The sequence below is a fragment of the Brevibacillus fluminis genome, from assembly GCF_052072235.1.
Classification (GTDB): Bacteria; Bacillota; Bacilli; order Brevibacillales; family Brevibacillaceae; genus Brevibacillus_D; species Brevibacillus_D fluminis_A.
In genome coordinates this window covers 3,987,501-4,007,452 of sequence record NZ_CM125436.1, presented here as the reverse complement: position 1 = coordinate 4,007,452, position 19,952 = coordinate 3,987,501, and the positions used below count along the sequence as shown (strand labels likewise).

The 19,952-nt window shown below is 52.0% G+C and carries 20 protein-coding genes (1 of these 20 only partly in view); 16 read left to right on the top strand and 4 right to left on the bottom strand.

Annotated elements, in window-relative coordinates:
* Positions 1-38: 38 nt before the first annotated feature.
* The 10 genes from ACTID9_RS19980 to ACTID9_RS19935 all read left to right on the top strand — a co-directional run bounded on the left by ACTID9_RS19980 (position 39) and on the right by ACTID9_RS19935 (position 12,092).
* A complete protein-coding gene (locus ACTID9_RS19980) occupies positions 39-824 on the top strand; it encodes a sporulation protein (protein ID WP_441066640.1) in 786 nt (261 codons plus the stop codon).
* Between the two features lie 127 nt (positions 825-951).
* A complete protein-coding gene (codY, locus tag ACTID9_RS19975) occupies positions 952-1,728 on the top strand; it encodes a GTP-sensing pleiotropic transcriptional regulator CodY (protein WP_122921763.1) in 777 nt (258 codons plus the stop codon).
* Between the two features lie 122 nt (positions 1,729-1,850).
* A complete protein-coding gene (locus ACTID9_RS19970; protein ID WP_441066639.1) occupies positions 1,851-3,362 on the top strand; it encodes a spore germination protein in 1,512 nt (503 codons plus the stop codon).
* 5 nt (positions 3,363-3,367) lie between these two features.
* Positions 3,368-4,453 (top strand): GerAB/ArcD/ProY family transporter, encoded by a 1,086-nt coding sequence (locus ACTID9_RS19965; RefSeq protein WP_441066638.1) that lies wholly within the window; start codon positions 3,368-3,370, stop codon positions 4,451-4,453.
* On the top strand, positions 4,450-5,586 hold the full coding sequence (locus tag ACTID9_RS19960; protein ID WP_441066637.1) for a Ger(x)C family spore germination protein: 1,137 nt from the start codon (positions 4,450-4,452) through the stop codon (positions 5,584-5,586). The genes ACTID9_RS19965 and ACTID9_RS19960 overlap by 4 nt, the downstream gene beginning before the upstream one ends.
* Positions 5,587-5,674: 88 nt before the next feature.
* Positions 5,675-6,886, top strand: a complete 1,212-nt coding sequence (locus tag ACTID9_RS19955; RefSeq protein WP_441066636.1) for an MFS transporter — start codon at positions 5,675-5,677, stop codon at positions 6,884-6,886.
* 86 nt (positions 6,887-6,972) lie between these two features.
* Positions 6,973-7,884 (top strand): DMT family transporter, encoded by a 912-nt coding sequence (locus tag ACTID9_RS19950; RefSeq protein WP_441066635.1) that lies wholly within the window; start codon positions 6,973-6,975, stop codon positions 7,882-7,884.
* A gap of 538 nt (positions 7,885-8,422) precedes the next feature.
* A complete protein-coding gene (gene tnpA / locus ACTID9_RS19945; protein ID WP_441065058.1) occupies positions 8,423-8,893 on the top strand; it encodes an IS200/IS605 family transposase in 471 nt (156 codons plus the stop codon).
* Positions 8,894-9,218: 325 nt separating this feature from the next.
* Positions 9,219-10,703, top strand: a complete 1,485-nt coding sequence (locus ACTID9_RS19940) for an IS1182 family transposase (protein ID WP_441066634.1) — start codon at positions 9,219-9,221, stop codon at positions 10,701-10,703.
* Between the two features lie 174 nt (positions 10,704-10,877).
* Positions 10,878-12,092: an MFS transporter gene (locus tag ACTID9_RS19935; protein WP_441066633.1), complete on the top strand. Its 1,215-nt coding sequence runs from the start codon at positions 10,878-10,880 to the stop codon at positions 12,090-12,092.
* Between the two features lie 6 nt (positions 12,093-12,098).
* On the opposite strand, the gene ACTID9_RS19930 is transcribed toward ACTID9_RS19935, so the two are convergent.
* Positions 12,099-12,872 (bottom strand): SDR family NAD(P)-dependent oxidoreductase, encoded by a 774-nt coding sequence (locus tag ACTID9_RS19930; RefSeq protein WP_441066632.1) that lies wholly within the window; start codon positions 12,870-12,872, stop codon positions 12,099-12,101.
* 126 nt (positions 12,873-12,998) lie between these two features.
* Between ACTID9_RS19930 and ACTID9_RS19925 the strand changes: the two genes are divergently transcribed.
* On the top strand, positions 12,999-13,211 hold the full coding sequence (locus ACTID9_RS19925) for a DUF1540 domain-containing protein (RefSeq protein WP_441066631.1): 213 nt from the start codon (positions 12,999-13,001) through the stop codon (positions 13,209-13,211).
* Positions 13,212-13,350: 139 nt separating this feature from the next.
* Here the strand turns inward: ACTID9_RS19925 and ACTID9_RS19920 are convergent, their stop codons facing one another.
* A complete protein-coding gene (locus ACTID9_RS19920; RefSeq protein WP_441066630.1) occupies positions 13,351-13,941 on the bottom strand; it encodes a hypothetical protein in 591 nt (196 codons plus the stop codon).
* A 93-nt stretch (positions 13,942-14,034) separates the two neighbouring features.
* On the opposite strand from ACTID9_RS19920, the gene ACTID9_RS19915 reads away from it, so the two are divergent.
* On the top strand, positions 14,035-14,568 hold the full coding sequence (locus ACTID9_RS19915) for a DUF456 domain-containing protein (RefSeq protein WP_441066629.1): 534 nt from the start codon (positions 14,035-14,037) through the stop codon (positions 14,566-14,568).
* A 30-nt stretch (positions 14,569-14,598) separates the two neighbouring features.
* On the opposite strand, the gene ACTID9_RS19910 is transcribed toward ACTID9_RS19915, so the two are convergent.
* Positions 14,599-15,150 (bottom strand): DUF84 family protein, encoded by a 552-nt coding sequence (locus ACTID9_RS19910; RefSeq protein ID WP_441066628.1) that lies wholly within the window; start codon positions 15,148-15,150, stop codon positions 14,599-14,601.
* 146 nt (positions 15,151-15,296) lie between these two features.
* Here ACTID9_RS19910 and dapF point away from each other — a divergent pair, with 146 nt between their 5' ends.
* Positions 15,297-16,160: a diaminopimelate epimerase gene (gene dapF / locus ACTID9_RS19905; RefSeq protein ID WP_441066627.1), complete on the top strand. Its 864-nt coding sequence runs from the start codon at positions 15,297-15,299 to the stop codon at positions 16,158-16,160.
* Between the two features lie 141 nt (positions 16,161-16,301).
* Here dapF and ACTID9_RS19900 read toward each other — a convergent pair whose 3' ends face one another.
* Positions 16,302-16,454, bottom strand: coding sequence for a hypothetical protein (locus ACTID9_RS19900; RefSeq protein ID WP_441066626.1), 153 nt, complete (start codon positions 16,452-16,454; stop codon positions 16,302-16,304).
* A gap of 289 nt (positions 16,455-16,743) precedes the next feature.
* Between ACTID9_RS19900 and ACTID9_RS19895 the strand changes: the two genes are divergently transcribed.
* The 3 genes from ACTID9_RS19895 to ACTID9_RS19885 form a co-directional block, all read left to right on the top strand.
* Positions 16,744-17,889 carry a cysteine desulfurase family protein gene (locus tag ACTID9_RS19895; RefSeq protein WP_441066625.1) on the top strand — a complete coding sequence of 382 codons (1,146 nt, stop codon included), beginning with the start codon at positions 16,744-16,746 and terminating at the stop codon, positions 17,887-17,889.
* 17 nt (positions 17,890-17,906) lie between these two features.
* Positions 17,907-19,112: a tRNA uracil 4-sulfurtransferase ThiI gene (gene thiI, locus ACTID9_RS19890; RefSeq protein WP_441066624.1), complete on the top strand. Its 1,206-nt coding sequence runs from the start codon at positions 17,907-17,909 to the stop codon at positions 19,110-19,112.
* 78 nt (positions 19,113-19,190) lie between these two features.
* On the top strand, positions 19,191-19,952 hold the 5' portion of the coding sequence (locus tag ACTID9_RS19885; protein WP_441066623.1) for a fumarylacetoacetate hydrolase family protein. 12 nt of this gene lie beyond the right edge of the window; 762 of the gene's 774 nt are visible here — the first part of the coding sequence; it begins with the start codon at positions 19,191-19,193; its stop codon lies beyond the right edge, outside the window.

Sequence of the window (19,952 nt, the reverse complement as noted above, 5' to 3'; positions counted from 1 at the left end):
AACAAATGAATGAAGAGGGTTGAAAGGGAGGCAACATCATGTCAATGTTTAAGAAGCTGCTTGCGAGCGTAGGGATCGGTTCGGCACAAGTCGATGCGCGGTTGTCAAAAGATTCGTTCGTTCCGGGCGAAATGGTGCAAGGGGAAGTATATGTGACAGGAGGAGACATCGCACAGGACATCGATGAGATTTACATGTATGTCGTGACGCATTACGAACGGGAACGAGACGACAACAAGACAAAGGAAGAGTGTATTCTTGTCAAGCACCGCGTCTGCGAGCGATTCACGCTTGCTTCCAAAGAACAAAAAGTGATCCCGTTTTCCTTGCAGCTCCCTTATGCAACACCTCTGACGATGGGCAGGCAGCCGGTTTATTTGCGTACGGGCCTGGATATTAAAAATGCGGTAGACCCGGGCGATTCCGATTTCATCGAGGTTCGGCTGCATCCGATGATGGCAAAAGTGCTGGATGCCGTCCACGATTGCGGATTCCAGCTGTTTAAAGTCGATTGCGAGTACAACCGCCACCTGGGACGGCCGTACCCGTTCGTGCAAGAATTCGAGTTTCGTCCAACCGGGCGTTACCGCCATCAGCTCGAAGAGCTGGAAGTGATCTTTTTCCTGAAAGAAGACGAGCTGGAAGTGTACCTGGAGATCGATAAACGTGCGCGCGGCTTCCTGGGGGCATTGGAAGAAGCGTTCCATCTGGATGAACGGTACGCGCGCTTCCGCCTGACTGCCGCCGATCGCAACCGATCGATCGACGAAATCAGCGAGCTGATCGACAGGCTGATTCAGCAGAGCATCACCAGAACGAGATAATCACGCTGCCGGATGGTTTCCGGCAGTTTTTTTGGTTGTTCATGTAAAATTTTCCCTCTTGATGTATCAGTTGCCATTTTTCTGACAATACTTCAGCTATACTAATCAATCAGGAGGAATTTTTTCCATGAACCTATTAACGAAAACGAGACAAATCAATGCCATGCTGCAAAAAACGATGGGCGGCAGCGGCGTCAGCTATCAGGAAATCGCCCGCTTGCTTTCGGAAGTGATCAGCAGCAACGTCTACATCATCACGGTGGACGGTTCCGTCTTGGGCAGCGGTTTTTCCCAGGAATTCACCTTGCATGAAGAAGGCCGGTTCAACAGTCTGCTTCCCGAAGATTACAACCAGAAGCTGCTTTCCGTGAATCAATCGCTTGCCAATGAAGGCGTCACCAGCCCGTTTTCCATGGTGCCTGCCGAATGGACCTCGCTGTTCCCGCAAATGATGACGACGATCGTGCCGATCAATGCGGCCGGAAGCCGTTTGGGCACACTGGTGCTGCTGCGTGCGTACGGTGCATTTGAAACCGAGGACATGATCCTCGCCGAAATCGGTGCCACGGTCATCGGCATGAAGATCGTACGCCATCGTACGGAGCAGATCGAAAACGAGGTGCGCGACAAAACGTTTGCCAAAATCGCACTCTCCTCGCTGTCGTACAGTGAGCAAATCGCGATTGAAAAAATCATGGAGCATCTGGATGCCAAAGAAGGACTGCTGGTCGCAAGCCAACTCGCTGACCAGGCCGGTCTGACCCGTTCGGTCATCGTCAATGCGCTGCGCAAGCTGGCGAGCGCAGGCGTTCTCGAATCGCGCTCGCTTGGCATGAAAGGAACGTACATCCGCGTGCTGAATGACAAATTCCAGTCCGAACTGGCGAAATGGAAAACATCCTAAACGAACGAAAAGAAGCGCTCGACCCTTTTGTGGTCGGGCGTTTTTTGCATATATCAGGAATCGCAAGGAAAAAATAGCGAAAACACTGTCAATCGGCAGGACAGACAAATGAGGTGAAGCCCGTGAGCATCTGGAATTGGTGGAGAACACAAGCCGAAAAGCGCCATGGCAATGAGAACACGGGACAGGATAGCGATTTTCTCGAAGCCGATAACACACCGATCACCCGCGAGAATGTGAGGGAGCGGCTTAGCGATATGGATGACCTGGTTGTCATCGAGAATCGCATCAATGGCGAGGATGTCACCGTCATCTATATCAATACATTGATCAAAAAACTCATCTTGCAAGAGTTGATCTTCGATCCGCTGCAAAAATTAGGGGTTCACGAGCCAGGCTCTCTCTTTCCGCTTGCCGAAACGATCTGTGAAAATGAGTTCGCCAAGCTGGTGCGCGGCATCGTAGCGGGGGGAACCGTCCTGTTTTTTCACGAGCGCAACCTCATTTTGCTGATCGACACCAATAGTATGGAGGAGCGCAGCATCACAACCTCCGAGAGCGAATCGACGATCATGGGGCCGCAGGACTCGTTCACGGAGTCGCTGGAGACATCGGTGTCGCTGATTCGCCGCAGAATCGTCTCCTCGAATCTGAAAGTCAGGGCCATGATGCTCGGGACCGAGACAAACAGCCATGTCGTCGTCATGTATATGGAAAACCTGGCGAATCCGGAAAATGTGGAGCGGGCGCTGTACCGACTGAAAAATATCGAATTCCAGGGGTTCGTCGGGCTGCCGATCCTCAAGCAGATGATCGAGGACAAGCCGTATTCGCCTTTTCCGCAATTGGGGATTACGAGCAGGCCGGACAACGCGGTGGCAGGTCTGCTCAACGGCAGAATCATCATCATGATCAATGGCAGCCCGGACGCCATCATTTGCCCGTCCACGTTTCTTGAGCTGTTCAACAGCCCGGAAGATTTTTATACCAGATGGTCGACTGCCACGATGCTGCGGCTGATCCGGTTTTCCGGCTTGTTTATTTCCGTTTTGCTGACATCGAGCTACGTTTCCGTGCTTACCTATCACCCCGAGATGCTGCCGCCGCAGCTGCTGCTCGTGTTGACGGAGTCAAGGAGCAAGGTTCCGTTTCCGCCCGTCATCGAGGTCATGTTCATTGAAATCATCATCGAAATTTTGCGGGAAGCCGGGGCGCGCATGCCGAGCAAGATCGGCCAGACCATCGGTATCGTAGGAGGAATCGTCATCGGGACGGCTTCCGTGCAGGCTGGACTTGCGAGCAACATTTTGATTGTCATCGTGTCGATCTCCGCCCTGCTATCGTTTGTGACCCCGACCTATTTGCTCAGCAATGCGATTCGCGTCGTCCGGTACCTTTTCATCCTTGGAGCCGGTTCGCTCGGGATGTATGGACAGATGCTGGCATTAGCCTTGTTGTTCGCCCACCTGCTGAACCTGACCTCACTCGGCTCGCCTTATATGACTCCGGTGATTCCACGAGATTGGGGGGATCTTGCGAACAGCCTGTTCCGGGCGCCAATCGGTTTCATCCTTTCGCGGTCAGGAATGTCCCGGGCCAAAAAACAACTTTCCCGTCCGCTAGATGAGGAGTAATCGCGATGGATAAAGGCGCATTTCCCAAATTGCAAAGCTATCACGTGATCTTCCTCGTGCAAAACATCATGGCGGGGGAAGGGATTCTCGCCCTTCCGCATTTGATGAGCGGGGTGGGGTACAACGAATGGTGGGTACCGTTCGTCCTTGGAATCATCGCGCAGCTGACGCTGTTTCCCATGTACTGGCTGTGCATCCGGTATCCGCAGAAAAACTTGTTTGAAATGAGCGAAATCTTGCTGGGAAAGGTGTTGGGCAAGGCGATCAATCTCATTTTTATTCTCTATGCGCTCACGACGATCTCATCGATTTGCCAGAGCTATATCAGGCTGGTTCAATCCGTCACGCTGACAGAAGAAACAATTGTGTTTCCGCTGCTTTGCCTGCTTGCGATCATGGTTTACATCACAAACGGCGGAATCAAGTCGATCGCACGTTTCTGCATGCTCGCTTTTTTCTTTACGGTCTGGATGGTCGTTTATTTAAAATGGGGATTCACCAAAGGGGAGTTATCCCATATCTTTCCGCTTGTGACGACGACCTTTCCCAATCTGCTCGATGCAGTGGACAATTCCTATTCAGCCATGCTCGGCTATGAGCTGATTCTCGTGTACTTCCCGTATATCGTAAACCAGAAAAAAGCCCTGAAGCACGCATCGCTCGGGTTGTGGATCAGCGTTGGTATTTATTTCCTGGTTACGTTTGTCAGTGTCATATACTTTTCGGAATGGCAGTTGAAGCAATTGATTTATCCGGTGCTGAATCTTTACAAGGCGGTGGAGCTGTCTTTTGTGGAGCGTATTGAAAACTTTGGGATCTCCTTGTGGGTATTCCTGATCTTATCGACGGCCGCCGCCTACTTGTGGATGGCCAAGAAAGGAGTCGATTCCGTGGTTACGAAAAAACGGACGTGGCATTTGTACCTGTGCGCAGCGTTCTCATATGCGATCATTCTCGCGCTCACCTCCACGAAGATAGAGAGAACTGTCTATGACGAATGGAGCGTCTCGGCTGGCTACGCAATGATTCTTTATCCGATACTGCTGCTTGGGGTTCATGCCCTGCGTCGGAACCGTGAGCGGCAGCCATGAGAAAAATCCGGGCAAGCATTCAGATCATCCTGTGCGCAGCTCTTTTGACCGGAGTGGGAGGATGCAGCAAGGTACAATTAGAACGGCCGACTTTGGAAGACTTGGGCCTGATTTCTGTCATCGGCTTTGATTATCTGGATGACAAGCATCTGAAAATGTTTGCGGCCATTCCGCAATCAAGTCAAGGGAAGAAAAACAAGACGCAAATTTTTAACGCGACGGCGAGCATTCCCCACCAGGCGCTGATGCGCTTGTCGTCCATGTCGGAAAAAACCGTGACGATGGCCCAAATGCGGGTCGTCCTGTTCAGTGAAGCGTTCGCGCGAAAAAAAGGGCTGAAGGACACCATGATTTCGCTGTATCGGGACCCGTTGATCGGCGACAACGTCTTTATCGGCATCGTCGAAGGAACGGTGGAAGAATTGATGAACGCCCGCTATAAAAACACGGAGGAGCTTGGCGTATTTTTGAATGATGTGCTGCATCCGAGGCGTGAAACCAGTTTTCAGCCCCATTCGACCCTTCATGACTTCATGTTCCATACGACAGCGGAAACCTCCGATCCGGTAGTGCCGTTTCTCAAACGGTCGGAAGGAAGCATTCAGATTGCGTACGGTGTTATTTTGAAGAATGGAAAAATGGTAGACGTGTTAAAGCAGGATGAAGGGAAATTGATCGTGCCCCTCTTTGGGATCACCCAGCCTCCCAGCATCGAACTCAGCATTGCCGATGAAAAAGAACCGGACGGACGGGCAGAGGCGATTATCGACTACATCAGTGCCAAATGCCGAATCACGGTAAGCGGCGATTTGCAGCGACCCGTCTTTCAAATCAAAATGAGCATGAAAGGCAATCTGCTTGCTTATACGGGCAGCAAAGATTTGGAGAATCCCGACCAGATGAATGCGGTGCAGGAGCAATTGGAAAAAGAGATGGAGAAGAGTCTTACCAAAACATTGATCCGGATGCAGAAAAAAAGCCTTGATCCCGTCGGATTCGGCGAATACCTCAGGTCCAAATACGATGGGAAATGGTCGCGGGAAAAAGGGGACGACTATCTCGCGAATGCTGTCTTCAATACCCGGGTTGCCCTCAAGCTCATCCGCTACGGGACCATTTCGGGGAAAAAGTAAATGATAGGGGTACTCGACAAACCCTGCCAAACACGCCATGATGAAGAGGGAGCAGGTATGCCGCATCAAAGGAAACGAGGCTGTGGTAATGGTGGGATTGTTGCGTCATCATGTGTTTCGTCGCTTGTACGGAGCACATGTCATTCATTTGCTCGGCAACGAATTTACGTTTATTGCTGTGCTCGGGCTGCTGAAAGAATTGAGCGGCTCGGGTCTCTCCTTTGCGGCAGGGACAGTGTTTCGCTTTTTACCGTACGTGGTCGCGAGCTTTTTCGCCGGACCCTTACTGGAAAAGTGGGAGAAACGCCGCGTTATGGTTGTATGCAACCTGCTGCGCGGCATTTTAGTCAGCTTGTTTTTTTGGATTACCGATGCCGCCTATTTGTGGGCGGTTTATGCAGTGTTGATGATGGTAAACGTGTGCAGCGCTTTTTTCAATCCTTCCATGCAAGTGGTCATCGTCCAATCCGTTGAGCCGCAGTCTCGGTTGTCCGCCAATTCGCTAATCACGGGGACCAACGCCTTGATGATGTTTATCGGGCAAGGGATCGCGGCGTATCTTGTCTACGCTTTTTCCTTCCGCTTCAATTTTTTGCTGGATGCGGGCTGCTATTTTTTATCGTTGTTGTTCTTGCTGCGCCTCCCCGCGATCCAGACGCCGCACGCCGATGCAAAAACGCGCGGATTTTTCGGCCGTTTGCTTGAAGGATTCCGGTACGTGAAAACGAACGCGCCGATCCGAAAGGTGCTTGTTTTGCAAATGATGGAGCGGGTGACGGGTTCCTATTACGTCCTGCTGATGTTTTTCATTTTGGAAGAACGCCACCAGCCGCTTTATTTGTTCGGATTGCTGGATATTCCCTTAGGGATCGGCGGGGTGCTGGCCGGACTTTTGGTCAGCAAATGGGCGGAGCTGCTGCATCCGCGGCGAATCGACGCATTGTTGGCCGGAGCGCTTTGGGTGATCAGCATCTCGGTTTGGCTGATGTTTCACAGCGGACACGCAGCGATCTGGATGGCGACCACGTTTTTTCTTGCCATCGCGTCCTTCTCGCTGGGGATCTTGTCGGTGACCCGGCTTCAGCGCTTGGCGGACCCCGCGTTTTTGGCCCGGGTGTTCTCCGTCCGCGAAATGGTGTGCATGGGCGCCTATTCACTCAGCTGCCTTGCGATCGGATGGGGCACCGAATGGCTGAAGAGCGCCGCGATCGCGGATGGAATCGCCGGTTTTGGCATCGTCGCGGGCGTGATCTGGATGCTCCTGCGAACAAAAGCGGCAGCGTTTGATGGAAAGAATTGATGAGAGCCATCTGATTTTTTCATCAATTCGTGAAGCAAGCTATGCTACGATAAGAAGATCATCGTGTCGAGAAAGTAGGGAATCGTGTGGCTCGCAGCGCATATTTGCATTTAGTCTTGCTCAGCCTGATCTGGGGGGCGTCCTTTTTCTTCATTAAGGTGCTGCTCGGTCCGTTTCATCCGTGGACCGTGGTGATGCTCCGTTCCGGATTCGGGATTCTGATCATTTTTGTCATCATGCTGGTAAAGGGAGAGTTCCGCAATGTGAAGCGGCTTCCGTGGATTCCGCTCATCATCGTAGGCTGTTTGAACAATGCCATTCCATGGGGCTTGATTGCGCTCTCGGAGACGCGTCTTCCGAGCAGCATGGCTTCCGTGCTCAATGCGACGACACCGCTGTGGACCATGCTTGTCGGTTTGCTCGTCTTCAAGGGCAAATCGAGCCGGAATCAATGGATCGGCATGGCCATCGGCTTTATCGGGCTTCTGATCTTGCTTGACCTCAACCCGATCAGCATCATTTCGGTAGACCTGTTCGGATTTTTCGGGATGATGGGGGCGACGCTTTGCTACGGCATTTCCTCGCATTTGGCCAAAAAGTATTTGGCACACCTTTCGTCGTTCCAGGTGAGTTTTTTCACGCTTCTGTCCTGTATGCTGGTAGCTGGCCTGGTTGCGATGACGACCGAGGAAATTCATTGGGGAGCGGTGTTCCAGCCTGACGTGATGCTTGCACTCGGCGGCTTGGGAATTTTCGGCTCCGGCGTTGCCTATATCATTTTCTATTACCTGATCCAAAAAGCGGGCGCGCAGTTCACCTCAATGGTGACCTATCTGGTCCCGGTCACAGCGATCCTCTGGGGCTACGCGCTGCTGGATGAAGCGATCCACTGGAATTTGCTGTTCGGACTCATCTGCATTCTCGGCGGCGTTTTCTTTGCAGGGCGACCGGAGAAAAAAGCGAAACTGCAAAATGTTGCCTTGTCAGAGCAGCCATAAGCGCGCGAGGTAAGAGACGACCCACGTCCCTTTAGTAAGGGAGATGGGGCGTCTTTTGCTGTCTATTTAGGCAGTTGTTCAGAATTTGTTTAGTGAAAAGTCGAATAATTCCTCGGGGAAACGTACAAAGGGAACAATTTGGTAAGAGGTACAGGAAAAATCCTTGATCTCCTCGGTGTTAGTGATGGCGACAGGGTTTATATTACGGTATATGCTGTAGACAAATTCGGCAACCGATCCGACGCTGCGAAAGTCAATGCGACATATTCGGTATCGAATTAAGCCGCAACTTTTGTCATCCAGCAATTCATGCAGGAAGCAGTGGACAACAACCATTTATAGGTAAAGTGTAAACGCGAAACGCTTGAATTACGCCGCCCCTTGGGACTTTTCCCGAGGGGCTTGTTGTATAACGAAAACCCCCAGTTCGACTGGGGGTTCCAGAAAGCTTATAGCTATAAGTGGTGATCCTTTGAACTCGATGATACCATGAGAACTGGTCTGCCAACCGCTCACATGAAATCAAGGAGGACAAAGGATGGACAACAGCAGTTTAGCACACACAAAATGGAACTGCAAATACCATATTGTATTTGCTCCAAAATACCGTAGACAAGTAATTTACGGCAAACTAAAACGAGAAATAGGAAAAATCCTTCGGGAACTATGTGAACGAAAAGGAGTAGAAATTGTTGAAGCGGAGGCCTGCGTGGATCATATCCACATGCTGGTAAGCATCCCTCCCAAATTAAGTGTGTCGGAATTCATGGGCTATTTAAAGGGGAAAAGCTCACTTATGATTTTTGATAAGTTTGCAAACATGAAGTATCGATACGGAAGCCGACAATTTTGGTGCAGAGGATACTATGTGGACACGGTAGGTCGAAACAAAAAAGTGATTGAAGAATACATTCGAAACCAAATGGTGGAGGACAAGAATTATGAACAATTAACGATGAAAGAGATGATTGACCCGTTTACGGGTGAGTCGGTAAAAAAGGGCAGGTAAAGTAGCCCTTTTAAGGGCCAGCCTGTGGTAGCACGCGGTTGGCAGACTTTCAGTGCGCCTTGGAGGCGCCCGCTTGCAACATGCCCTTATAGGGCTAATGGAAGCCACCGGCTAAGCCGGTGGTTATGACTTATTGGAAAATAAGCGCCGTGTACGCTTGGCTTGATGCCATCGCAGCCATTGTACACGGGACATGTACTTTTTCAGTGCCCCTCTTCTCAGAGAGCCCTGCAAAAGTCATACAGTTTCTGTAAAAACAAGACCCAGTACGTTCGCGGTACTGGGTCTTGTTATATAATTAAAGAAAACGAAAGAGTTGGATTTCATGCTTCATTCTGCGAAACAACAATCGCTCTCCTTCCACGCGGAGTTATATAAACTAATCCCAGAAAATCATCTATTGCGTCAAATTCATGATGTAGTCGATTTTTCTTTTATTCATGACTTGGTACGCACCTCATATTGCGAATATTACGGTAGACCGGCGAACGAGCCGGAGCTACTGTTTCGCCTCTTGTTTATGCAGTATCTGTATAACCTGTCGGATGAACGGATGATTCAAGAAGCACAAGTGAACTTGGCCTATAAATGGTTTGCTGGTTTGAATCCGGAAGACGCACTCCCTGCCCCTTCGCAATTATCACGTTTTCGAAATCATCGGCTTGGTGCCAGCCAAGTAGATGACGTCCTGAAGAATATTGTAAAGCAGTGTATCGACAAAGGGATCATCAAATCAAAAACGGTTATCATGGATGCCACGCATTCGCTGGCCGGGGGTCAAACACAACGTCCGCTTGAAGTTCTTCGCGATGCAGCCAAACGCTTAGTCCGTGTTGTGGTCAAGAAACATCCCAAGCTTGAAAAAAAGCTTCCGCGTCAACCGAAACTGGAGAAAGATCAAGCGGATGCGGAAAAAGTCATGCTGCATTATCTTGCTGATCTTGGTGAAGCCGTGGAGCATTTCCTTCCTGACCATGAAGGAGCTATCTCAGAAAAACTCCACATTGCCAAACAAATCGTGGAGGACGAGCGACTTCTAGCAAACAAAGGGATCATGTCTGCGATTGACCCGGATGCCCGTTTTGGATGGAAAAGCAACACGAAGTCGTTTTTTGGTTACAAAGAACATATCGCCATGACGGAGGAAGAGATTATCACTGCGGTGGAAGTAACGGGTGGGAGCGCAGATGACGGTAAACAGTTTACAAAACTCTTGAATCAGTCATTGGATACAGGAATGGAAATCAGTGAAGTGATTGGGGATACTGCCTATTCGAGTAAAGATAATTTGGCGGTCATGAAAAAAGAGGAAATTCAACCGGTCGTTCCTCTTAACCCTGTCGTACATAACGGTGGTCAAAAACAGGAAGGATTCGACTATAACAAAGATGCGGATTTTGTGATTTGTCCGGCAGGGGAACACAGCATTCGTAAAGCGATCCAAGGAAGCAAACAGACGGGAAAAAGTCGTTCTCTTGTCTTCTACTTTGACATTGAAAAATGTAAGGTGTGCCCACTTCGAGAAGGATGTTTCAAGCCGGGAGCCAAGAGCAAAACGTATTCGATTCGGATCGTGGCAGAGCATTATCAAGAACAAATCGAGTTTGAGATGAGCGAAACGTTTAAAGAACGAATCAAACGCCGCCCGATCATCGAGCACAAAAATGCGGAACTCAAACGATTTCATGGGTTGACCAGGGCCAAATACCGTGGTTTGTTCCGCATGCGAATACAAGCAATACTGACAGCTTTTGCCGTGAATGCGAAGCGGATGGTGAAGCTCATAAATAAAATGCAGCCAGTCTCCTGAGGAGGATGGCTGCATTTTTTCATGGAAACGGTACTTCTTGTGACCCCGAGTAGTCCTTCTACGAAAAAGAAGGGTATTTAGCAGGGCTCTCTTCTCAGCGATGGTTTTTTTTGCTATTATAAATAAAACAAAAATGTTTAAAAAATATACAAAATTAGAAAGTGGGTAAATTTGATGGCCGCACTTTGGAAACAGGCGAGCTTCCGCTGGTATTATTTCGGACTGTTGCTTTCCGGCTTGGGTGACCAGTTCGGCTGGATGGGGCTAACGTGGTACATGATGAACAAAACGGGTTCTTCCGTCGCGATGGGAAGCGTGATTTTTGCCTATACCGTGCCAGGGCTCATCTCCGGCTTGCTTGCAGGGGTGCTGCTTGATCGGTTCGACCGGCGAAAGCTCATGATCGCGGATAATGTGCTGCGTGGCCTGCTGTTTCTGCTGCTCGTGCTGTTTTTGGCGAGCGACCGCGTCTGGATTGGCTGGGTGTATCTGACGGTCGTGTGCGCGGGCATGCTTTCGCCGATCAGCACACATGGTGCTTCCGTGCTGCTGCCGCAATTCGTGGCTGACAAAAGCCTGCTGACCAGAGCCAACAGCTTGATGGAGGCACAGTGGCAGATCGTGTATTTGGGCGGGCCGGCACTTGCAGGCGTTTTGATTGCATGGGTCGGGGAAAGCGCCGTTTTGCTGATCGATGGGTGCAGTTTTTTCATCTGTGCTTTCTGTTTTTGGAAGCTGCGCTTGCAGCCGGTCGAAAAAGACGTGAAGGAGATGACAGAGGAAAAGAAAGGCGGGAGCAAGCTTGGTTTGCTGCTGGAAGATTTGAAGACGGGCTATGTCTATATGGGGACGAACCGCATGCTGCTCGTGCTTATTTTCGTCACGCTGTTTTTCAACATGGCGTACGGGCCGATCGAAGTGGCGCTTCCGTTGTTTGCCAACCAATCCGCGGGTGGTTCGGCTTCGCTTGGGTTGCTCTGGTCGGCATTTGCAGCCGGATCGCTTGCGGGGACGCTCGTTTTCTCGCTGATCAACTGGAGGTTTTCGCTCGGCGCGACTTTATCGGGGATCATCGTCCTGTGGGGGATCACCACATTGCCGCTCGCGTTCGCGCCGTCGCTTTGGATCGCGGTTGCCGTTATGGCGGTGGCAGGCTTTTGCTATGCGCCATATGGAGCGCTGTATCGGACATTTTTGCAGCGCAGCGTGCCGAATCATTTGCTGGGGCGGGTGTTTACCTCGATCCGCACCGTCACGGGAGTGGGCATGCCACTTGGGGCTGCCGTATCCGGCTTCCTCATTCCCGTGACGGAAGTGTCCGGTTTGTTCGGGCTCTCGGCTGTCGCCTGTCTGATCGTCGGGGCCATTTCCTTCCGCGCGCTGCGGTAGAAGGTTTCATTTGCGGTTGATCAAAGGCGCGACCCATCGCTTGATTCGTTGGGGCAGCATGGAATATAGCATCGACAGCAGGCTGAGCTTCCACGGCAATCGGAGTTCTGCCTGCTTTTTTGCGACGGCGCGGGTGATGGCGCGCGCCGTATGCTCCGGCGAGAGCAGATACGCCTGGACGTTTTGGCGATAGGCGCCGCCTGCGTCCGCTTTTTCGAGAAAAGGCGTATCGATCGGGCCGGGCATGACACAGGTGACATGAATGCCGGTTCCGTTCAGCTCCTGTCGCAATCCTTCGCTAAAGCGGATGATCGCAGCTTTGGAGGCGGCATAAACCGCTGCTTTGGCAGACGCGACCTGGCCGGCGAGAGAGGCGATATTGATAATGTGCCCACGACCGGCACGCTGCATCATTGGTAAAAATGCGCGTGTCATGTAAAGTACGCCATCGACATTGGTCTGGAACATTTCCGCCAGCTCGGTCAATGTCATCTCCGCAAACGGCTTGAAAACCGCGACCCCGGCATTGTTGTACAAAAAGTCGCAGCGGCCAAAGCGGATCTGAATCCAGGCAGCGAACGATTTGACCGCTTCATAATCGCTCACGTCCAGACGATAGATGTGCAGGTCGGCAGAACCGGCTTGGGTGCGCAATTCTTTGAGCCGGATTTCGTTCCTCCCTGTGATCACGACTGCATCGCCTGCCGCCAAATGTCGCAAAGCGAGCGCATAGCCGAGCGCACCACTTCCGCCGGTAATAATGACAAGCTGTTTATCCAAATCAGTCACCTCCTGCTAACAAAGTATCCGGATGGGGAAATTGCTAGTAATTATTCCATAACAAGAATGATTCTCAAGTATAAAGCCTATGCCCTCTGTGAAGGATAGCCGTAGGAGGTGAGGCATATGCCAGTTGTAAAATGCAGCGTCGCAAATTGCACGTATTGGGGAGAAGGCAACAACTGTAACGCAGACAGCATCATGGTCGAAGTGGACGCACACGCGAATGCGAATTACAAAACAGAATTCGCCAGCGAAAGCGGAAACACCAACCACCAGGATGCAGCGAAAAATTCTGCGCAAACCTGTTGCCAGACGTTCAAACCGAAAGCGAAGTAGAGCGTCTTTACGCGAGTTGAACGTCGAGCGTGCAAACATGACGTGATTACCCAAGCAGCCTGCTTCACTAGAACAAACGACGTTCCTCCAACAAGGAACGTCGTTTCCATTTTCGCTTACTTGTGCAACACGGCGCTGGTCATTTGTGCAGGAAGGGGCTGGTCACTTGTGTGACCAACCTTTCCAGTTCACGCCAGTCATAAATGCGGTGAACCAGCTTCGGAAGCGTCGCCTGATTGTACGGCGTATCGAACAAAAAGACGGGAATCTCCAATTCTTCGGAAAGCTGGAGCGCGTTCTCCAGGCGATCCTCGATGAACATGTCCACATTCCAGCGCTTGGCTGCCGCTACCTTGTCATGGGAGCCAATCAACTCGATATGATGGTGCGGAATCTCGCGCATCTCAAACCAGTGAAGGGTCGCATCCCAATCGGCTTGATGACGAGCGCTGATATACACGAGCCGGTGCTTCTGGTACCACTCGCGCAAAACAAGGTCGGCTGCACCGTGGACGGGAGCGACGCGACAGAGCCTGTCGCTGTTGTTGGCAAACCACTCATTCATTTCCCGGGCGGATACGCCATACACGTTTGCCAGGTCATACTCCAGACAGTCGGCCAATGATAAATTTTTGCCAAACGCCTGATTCAAATGCGGGAGAAGACTGCTGGGGCACGTGACGGTCCCGTCAATATCAATACCAATTGTTAGGTTTCTGTCTGTTTTCATCCTCTCGCCTCCCGGTTAAATTGTACACCGAAAACAAAAAATAAAGCTACTTCCTTCCTATTAATCCTTTGCTAAAGGGGTTGAGCGAAAGACATGACGTACGATTCACGCGAACGTATGAATGCTGAGCAGAAGGAAGCAACACCTTCATACAGGCAGATCAGCTACGATCCTTACACACAGATCGAACGCTATCACGGTGAAGTCACGGATGCTGTCAACCAGGCGTATGAGACAGCAGGGGGTGCAGGACTTGGGCCTGCACATACGCCCGATCTGGACGAATTCAACCGGCGCGAGGATTTGGCGAAGTACGAGATGAGTGCAGAAGTGGCGTCGCCTCCTTTGCAGAGGCCCATCAGCCGTGATGTCAATGACCGTGACGTCAATGATCGGGAGGAACGACCGGGCGAACAGGCGACAGGGTCAGGTTTCGGCTTGACCGGACTCAGCCTGTCCGTATTATCGCTGTTTATCCTCCCGTATTTGACCGCGCCTGTCGGCATCATCCTGGGGTATATGGCATACCGCCGCGATGCGCGCACCCTTGGGCTTTGGGCCATGATCCTCGGGGCAATCTCGATTGTGGGAGCGATGGTGGTCTACCCGTATTTGGTGGCCAAATAGCTTGTTGGCAAGAAAAAAGCCGCTCGGGTCTTATTGGTCCGAGTGGCTTTTTTCCGTGTACAAGCGGGAAACAAACGGCGTAATCGCTGCGATCACCGCATCGCGGAACACGCCTGCGCGATTGATTCGGTTGTCGGTCAAAAGGCCATAAGCGCCGCCTTGATGGTTGCTGCCTGCCGTGCCGCCAAGCTCGTCGATCACATGGCTCAGCTCGATTTTCTCGCGCAGGACGCGATCGCCCATGCCGGGTGGCAAAGGGAACTGCAGTCCTTTTCCAAGCATCAGGCGCGACCCGTCCCATGCGGCGCAGACCGAAATGAGGAACCATTGTCCCGTATAAGTTTCATCATAGGCCAGCCCGCCTTCCAGCCCGAGCCCGATCACCGCTTCCGGCGTCTGCAAAAGTGCGGCTTTCGCGCGGTTGATTGCGCCTGTAATCGTTTCGGCTTCACTCAACGGCTGATCGGAAACGCCGCTCGGAACCGATACGCAAATCGGCTCGCAGCCGGTTGCCAACCGAACGGCTGCAAGCTTGGCTTTATTTTTTGTGCCCAGCGCGATGCGCAGTTGATCCCATTCCATACGTTTCATCCTTTCGCGTCCAAAGTGACATCGATAGTATAGCACGGGGGCCTGTCTTCAAGTAACGCGGGAATCTATTCACGCCCGGACGGCCTCTGTGGTAAGATGGAACAAATCAACGATACGATGGAGAGAGGCTAACGTCGATGAAATTTACTAAATTGCACGGATTGGGAAATGATTACGTGTATGTCAATTGCTTTGAAGAACCGCTTGACGGGGTGGATCTGCCTGAACTCGCAAGAAGAGTGAGCGACCGTCACTTCGGCATCGGCGGCGACGGACTGATTTTGATCATGCCGTCGGAGAAAGCGGATTTTCGCATGCGTGTATTCAATAACGACGGAAGCGAGGCCAAAAACTGCGGCAACGGCCTTCGCTGTGTCAGCAAATATGTGTACGACCATGGTTTGACGGACAATCGATCGTTTTCGATCGAAACGTTGGGCGGCATCGTGTTCCCGGTTGTGCATGTTGGAGACGACGGCAAGGTCGCGACGGTGACGATCGACATGGGCGAACCGCGTTTCAACTGTGCGGACATCCCGATGGCGATAGAGACGACGCCGCAATTCATCGAGCAGCTGTTTGAGGTGGAAGGGCGCGCGTTTACGATGACAAGCCTCTCGATGGGCAATCCGCATGCCATTTTATTCGTCGATGAGGTGAGAGGAGAAGATGTGCACAAGCTCGGCCCCATCATCGAGCATCATCCGCTCTTCCCCGAACGGACGAATGTGGAGTTCATCAAAGTCCTCGACCCCAAACACATCCAGTTCCGCGTATGGGAGCGCGGTTCCGGCGAAACGCTCGCTTGCGGCACGGGCGCCTGCGCCGCTGCGGTCGCTGCGATCCAGAGCGGGCAGACCGAGCGCAGCGTGACGGTTCACCTGCTCGGCGGCGATTTGCACATCGAATGGCGTGAGGCGGATAACCATGTCTATATGACGGGCTCCGCGACGGAAGTGTTTAGCGGTGTATATGGGGGAGAAATCCCGAAACTGGCGTAAAAGCAGCAAAAGCTTCTGGCACATGCGTGCGCAGGAGCTTTTTTGTGCAAAAAAAAGTGATTGCCCGTCAAAGCTACTGCGCTTTTTCGGCAATCACGGCGATCCATATGAGGTTGTGACGGACATGTGCCCTTTTGTCATCTACGCGTTATACACCTCTGTCAAATACACGTCCGTATCTTGAAGCTCGAAGCCGCCGGCGCCTGAGACGCTTTTTTCGAATTCCTTTCGCAGCCGCTTCAGATCATCTTCCATTTTTTTGATCTTTTCTTCCATTATCACGCTTGAACTCATGTTTGTCGCTCCCTTTCTTGATGTGTTGATGATAATTTATTGACAATTCTAACAAGTTGGGCGGGTGAAGTAAAGACTGGCGAACAAATGAAACCGCTTACCTTTGTGACTTTTTGATGGAAGTTGTACCATTATTAGGAGTGGTGTCGTTTCAAGCTGTCGTTTTGCCCCGAAATGCCTTGAGAAATTTTTCAAAGTAGAATCTGTCATGCAGTTGAGGTATGATGAAAGGTGGATTTTAGTCCGTGTGCCAGCGTGCCTGGCACCGAAAATAGGCAGGTGGCAATTCATGATTTATCTTGATAACAGTGCCACGACACCGCCATATCCGGAAGTTGTAGATGTTGTACAAAAGGCTATGCTGTCTTTCTTTGGAAATCCGTCTTCGCTTCACCAAAAAGGCGTGGAAGCGGAGAATTTGCTAAAGCAGGCAAGAATGGTGTCAGCACAAGCTTTACAATGCAAGCCATCGGAGATCATTTTTACCTCAGGCGGCACCGAGGGGAACAATGCTGCGATCAAAGGGGTTGCATTTCAATATCAATCGCGCGGAAAGCATATCATCACGACTGCCGTTGAGCATCCGTCCGTTTACGATGCGGCCGGTCAGCTCGAAACGTTTGGTTTTGACGTAACCTATCTGCCGGTCGATCATGACGGGAGGGTTTCGCTTGAATCGCTTCAGCAGGCAATTCGTCCCGACACGATTCTGGTTTCGATCATGCACGTCAACAACGAGCTTGGGACGATCCAGCCGATCAAGGAAATCGGAACGTTTCTCAAGCTGCACCCGCGCATTTTGTTCCATGTCGATGCGGTCCAAAGCTTCGGGAAGGTTCCTTTCAAAATGAAAGAATGGGGAATCGACCTGCTGACGCTGTCTGCGCACAAGTTTCACGGACCGCGCGGCGTCGGCATTTTGGCAAAACGCGAAGGGGTCACCCTGCACCCGCTGCTTGCAGGCGGAGGGCAGGAGAGCGGCAACCGCTCCGGAACGGAAAACATTCCGGGCATTGCCGGGCTTGCCAAAGCGCTGCGGATGACCGGCGAAACGCAGGCAAAATCGATCGCCCACATGCAAAAGCTTGCGGAAGTGCTGCGCGCAGGTCTCATGGAAATTCCCGAGTGTGTGATCAATACGCCGCAGACCGGAAGTGCGCCGCACATCATGAATATTTCGTTTCCGGGGATGAAGGCGGAAGTGTTGGTGCACGCTTTGGAAGAGCACGGCATCATGGTTTCGACCAAATCTGCCTGCTCCTCGAAAGCGCAAGAGCCGAGCCGTGTGCTTCTGGCGGCCGGTATCAAGCGCGAGCAGGCCATCGCCTCGATCCGCATCAGCCTGAGCGGCCAGACCAGCCTGGAGGAGATCAATCTGTTCGTAAGCGGCCTGCGCGAAAGTCTTGCCCGCATCAGCCCCTATATGAAAGCGTAAAGGATTGGATGACCACGATGAATTATGATGTAGTGATGATTCGCTATGGCGAATTGGCCTTAAAAGGCAAAAACCGCGATACGTTTGAAGAAACGCTCATGCGCAATGTGAAGCACATCTTGCGTTCTTTTTTCAAGGTGAAAGTAAGACGCAGCTACGGGAGAATGTACGTCGAGCTGAACGGCGAGGATGCGTTCGAGATCATCGAGCGGCTGCAACGCGTTTTCGGCATCATTTCGCTGAGTCCGGCCAAGGTGATTGAGCCATCGGAAGAAGCGTTGAAAGAGACGGCACTGGAGCTGATCAAAAGCGTCACGCCTGCGCCGCGGACATTCCGGCTGGAGACGCGCCGCACGGACAAGCGCTATCCGATGCAGTCCATGGAAGTGAGCCGCATGCTTGGCGGTCACATTTTGCGCAATGTGCCGGAGATTAAAGTAGACCTGCACCAGCCGGAGACGGTCGTCAGCGTCGAAATCCGCACGGAAGGCACCCTCATGAGCTGCCAGACGTTCCCGGCATCCGGCGGTCTGCCTGTCGGCACGAGCGGCAAGCTGATGCTGCTGTTGTCAGGCGGAATCGATAGCCCGGTGGCGGGATGGAAGATGATGAAGCGCGGCGTCACGCTGGAAGCGATCCATTTCCACAGCTACCCGTTTACAAGCGAGCGCGCATTGGAAAAAGTCCGCGATCTGGCGCACAAGCTGACGCGCTGGGGCGGCACGATTCGCCTGCATGTCGTGCCGTTCACGGACATTCAGACCGCGATTCGCCAGCATTGTCCTGACGATTACACTATAACGATCATGCGCCGCTTCATGATGCGCATCGCCGAGCAAGTGGCGACCCGCGCCGGTGCGCTTGCGCTGGCCACTGGCGAAAGTCTCGGTCAAGTCGCTTCGCAGACGCTGGAGAGCATGAACACGATCAACCATGTGATCGATATGCCTGTGCTGCGCCCGCTGATCGGGATGGACAAGGAAGAGATTACGGAGATTGCCCGCAAGATCGATACGTTTGAGCTGTCGATCCTGCCGTATGAGGATTGCTGTACCGTATTTACTCCGAAAAATCCGGTCACACGCCCTAAGGTGGGACTGGCGGAACGATTTGAGGAGAATTTGGACATCGCAGCGCTTGTAGCCGATGCGGTGAACCGTACCGAAGTGGAAGAAATCACGACCAAACCGAGAGAATTGGCTGGGGATTTGGGCCTGTTCTAGTCGGATTGCTTATTGGAATAGACATGGTTTCGCTTGTTGGGGCGGAGCCATGTTTTCCTATGAAGGGAGAGGGAGAGTATGATCGTCCGTTTTGAGCGCAATGGAAAGCAAAAACACGGCTGGTTTGTACAAGAAGAGAATAAAATCCGCGTCATCGAGGGTGACATTTACAAACGGGAAACGGCGAAGCCGATTATGACCGGGCTGGAAATCGAAGCGGATCAGGTGGAGCTGTTGACACCGTGCACGCCGAGCAAAGTGGTTTGCATCGGCGTCAACTATAAGGATCATGCGCTGGAAATGGGGATTGAGCTGCCGCGCGAGCCTTTGATGTTTTTGAAGCCGTCAACCAGTGTCATCGGCCCGGGCCAGGAGATCGTGTACCCGTCATTGACGGATAATTTGCACTATGAGGCCGAGCTTGCCGTGATCATCAAAAAAGAAGCGCGGCATGTCAAGGCGGCAGACGCTGACGAGTATATCCTCGGATTCACTTGCGCCAACGATGTCACGGCCCGCGATCTTCAGCATGGCGACGGCCAATGGACACGGGCCAAAAGCTTCGATACATTTTGTCCGCTCGGCCCTGTCATTGCGCCGAAAGTGGATTATCAAAACTTGCGAATCACGACGACGGTGAATGGCGAGGTCCGCCAAGATTCCAACACCAATCAAATGGTTTTTGGCATTCCACAGCTTGTGGAAGCCATCAGCGCGGTTATGACGCTGCTGCCTGGCAATGTGATCCTCACAGGTACACCACCGGGAGTGGGCGCACTGCAGCCGGGGGATGAAGTAGCCGTCACGATTGAAGGGATCGGCACACTGACCAATCGGGTT

Coding starts and splice junctions, on each gene's coding strand:
- thiI (WP_441066624.1), top strand. CDS start 17,907: ATGAATTATGATGTAGTGATGATTCGCTATGGCGAATTGGCCTTAAAA.
- codY (WP_122921763.1), top strand. CDS start 952: ATGAACCTATTAACGAAAACGAGACAAATCAATGCCATGCTGCAAAAA.
- dapF (WP_441066627.1), top strand. CDS start 15,297: ATGAAATTTACTAAATTGCACGGATTGGGAAATGATTACGTGTATGTC.
- ACTID9_RS19960 (WP_441066637.1), top strand. CDS start 4,450: ATGAGAAAAATCCGGGCAAGCATTCAGATCATCCTGTGCGCAGCTCTT.
- ACTID9_RS19925 (WP_441066631.1), top strand. CDS start 12,999: ATGCCAGTTGTAAAATGCAGCGTCGCAAATTGCACGTATTGGGGAGAA.
- ACTID9_RS19965 (WP_441066638.1), top strand. CDS start 3,368: ATGGATAAAGGCGCATTTCCCAAATTGCAAAGCTATCACGTGATCTTC.
- ACTID9_RS19910 (WP_441066628.1), bottom strand. CDS start 15,150: ATGGAATGGGATCAACTGCGCATCGCGCTGGGCACAAAAAATAAAGCC.
- ACTID9_RS19940 (WP_441066634.1), top strand. CDS start 9,219: ATGCTTCATTCTGCGAAACAACAATCGCTCTCCTTCCACGCGGAGTTA.
- ACTID9_RS19935 (WP_441066633.1), top strand. CDS start 10,878: ATGGCCGCACTTTGGAAACAGGCGAGCTTCCGCTGGTATTATTTCGGA.
- ACTID9_RS19920 (WP_441066630.1), bottom strand. CDS start 13,941: ATGAAAACAGACAGAAACCTAACAATTGGTATTGATATTGACGGGACC.
- ACTID9_RS19900 (WP_441066626.1), bottom strand. CDS start 16,454: ATGAGTTCAAGCGTGATAATGGAAGAAAAGATCAAAAAAATGGAAGAT.
- ACTID9_RS19895 (WP_441066625.1), top strand. CDS start 16,744: ATGATTTATCTTGATAACAGTGCCACGACACCGCCATATCCGGAAGTT.
- ACTID9_RS19915 (WP_441066629.1), top strand. CDS start 14,035: ATGACGTACGATTCACGCGAACGTATGAATGCTGAGCAGAAGGAAGCA.
- ACTID9_RS19955 (WP_441066636.1), top strand. CDS start 5,675: ATGGTGGGATTGTTGCGTCATCATGTGTTTCGTCGCTTGTACGGAGCA.
- ACTID9_RS19980 (WP_441066640.1), top strand. CDS start 39: ATGTCAATGTTTAAGAAGCTGCTTGCGAGCGTAGGGATCGGTTCGGCA.
- tnpA (WP_441065058.1), top strand. CDS start 8,423: ATGGACAACAGCAGTTTAGCACACACAAAATGGAACTGCAAATACCAT.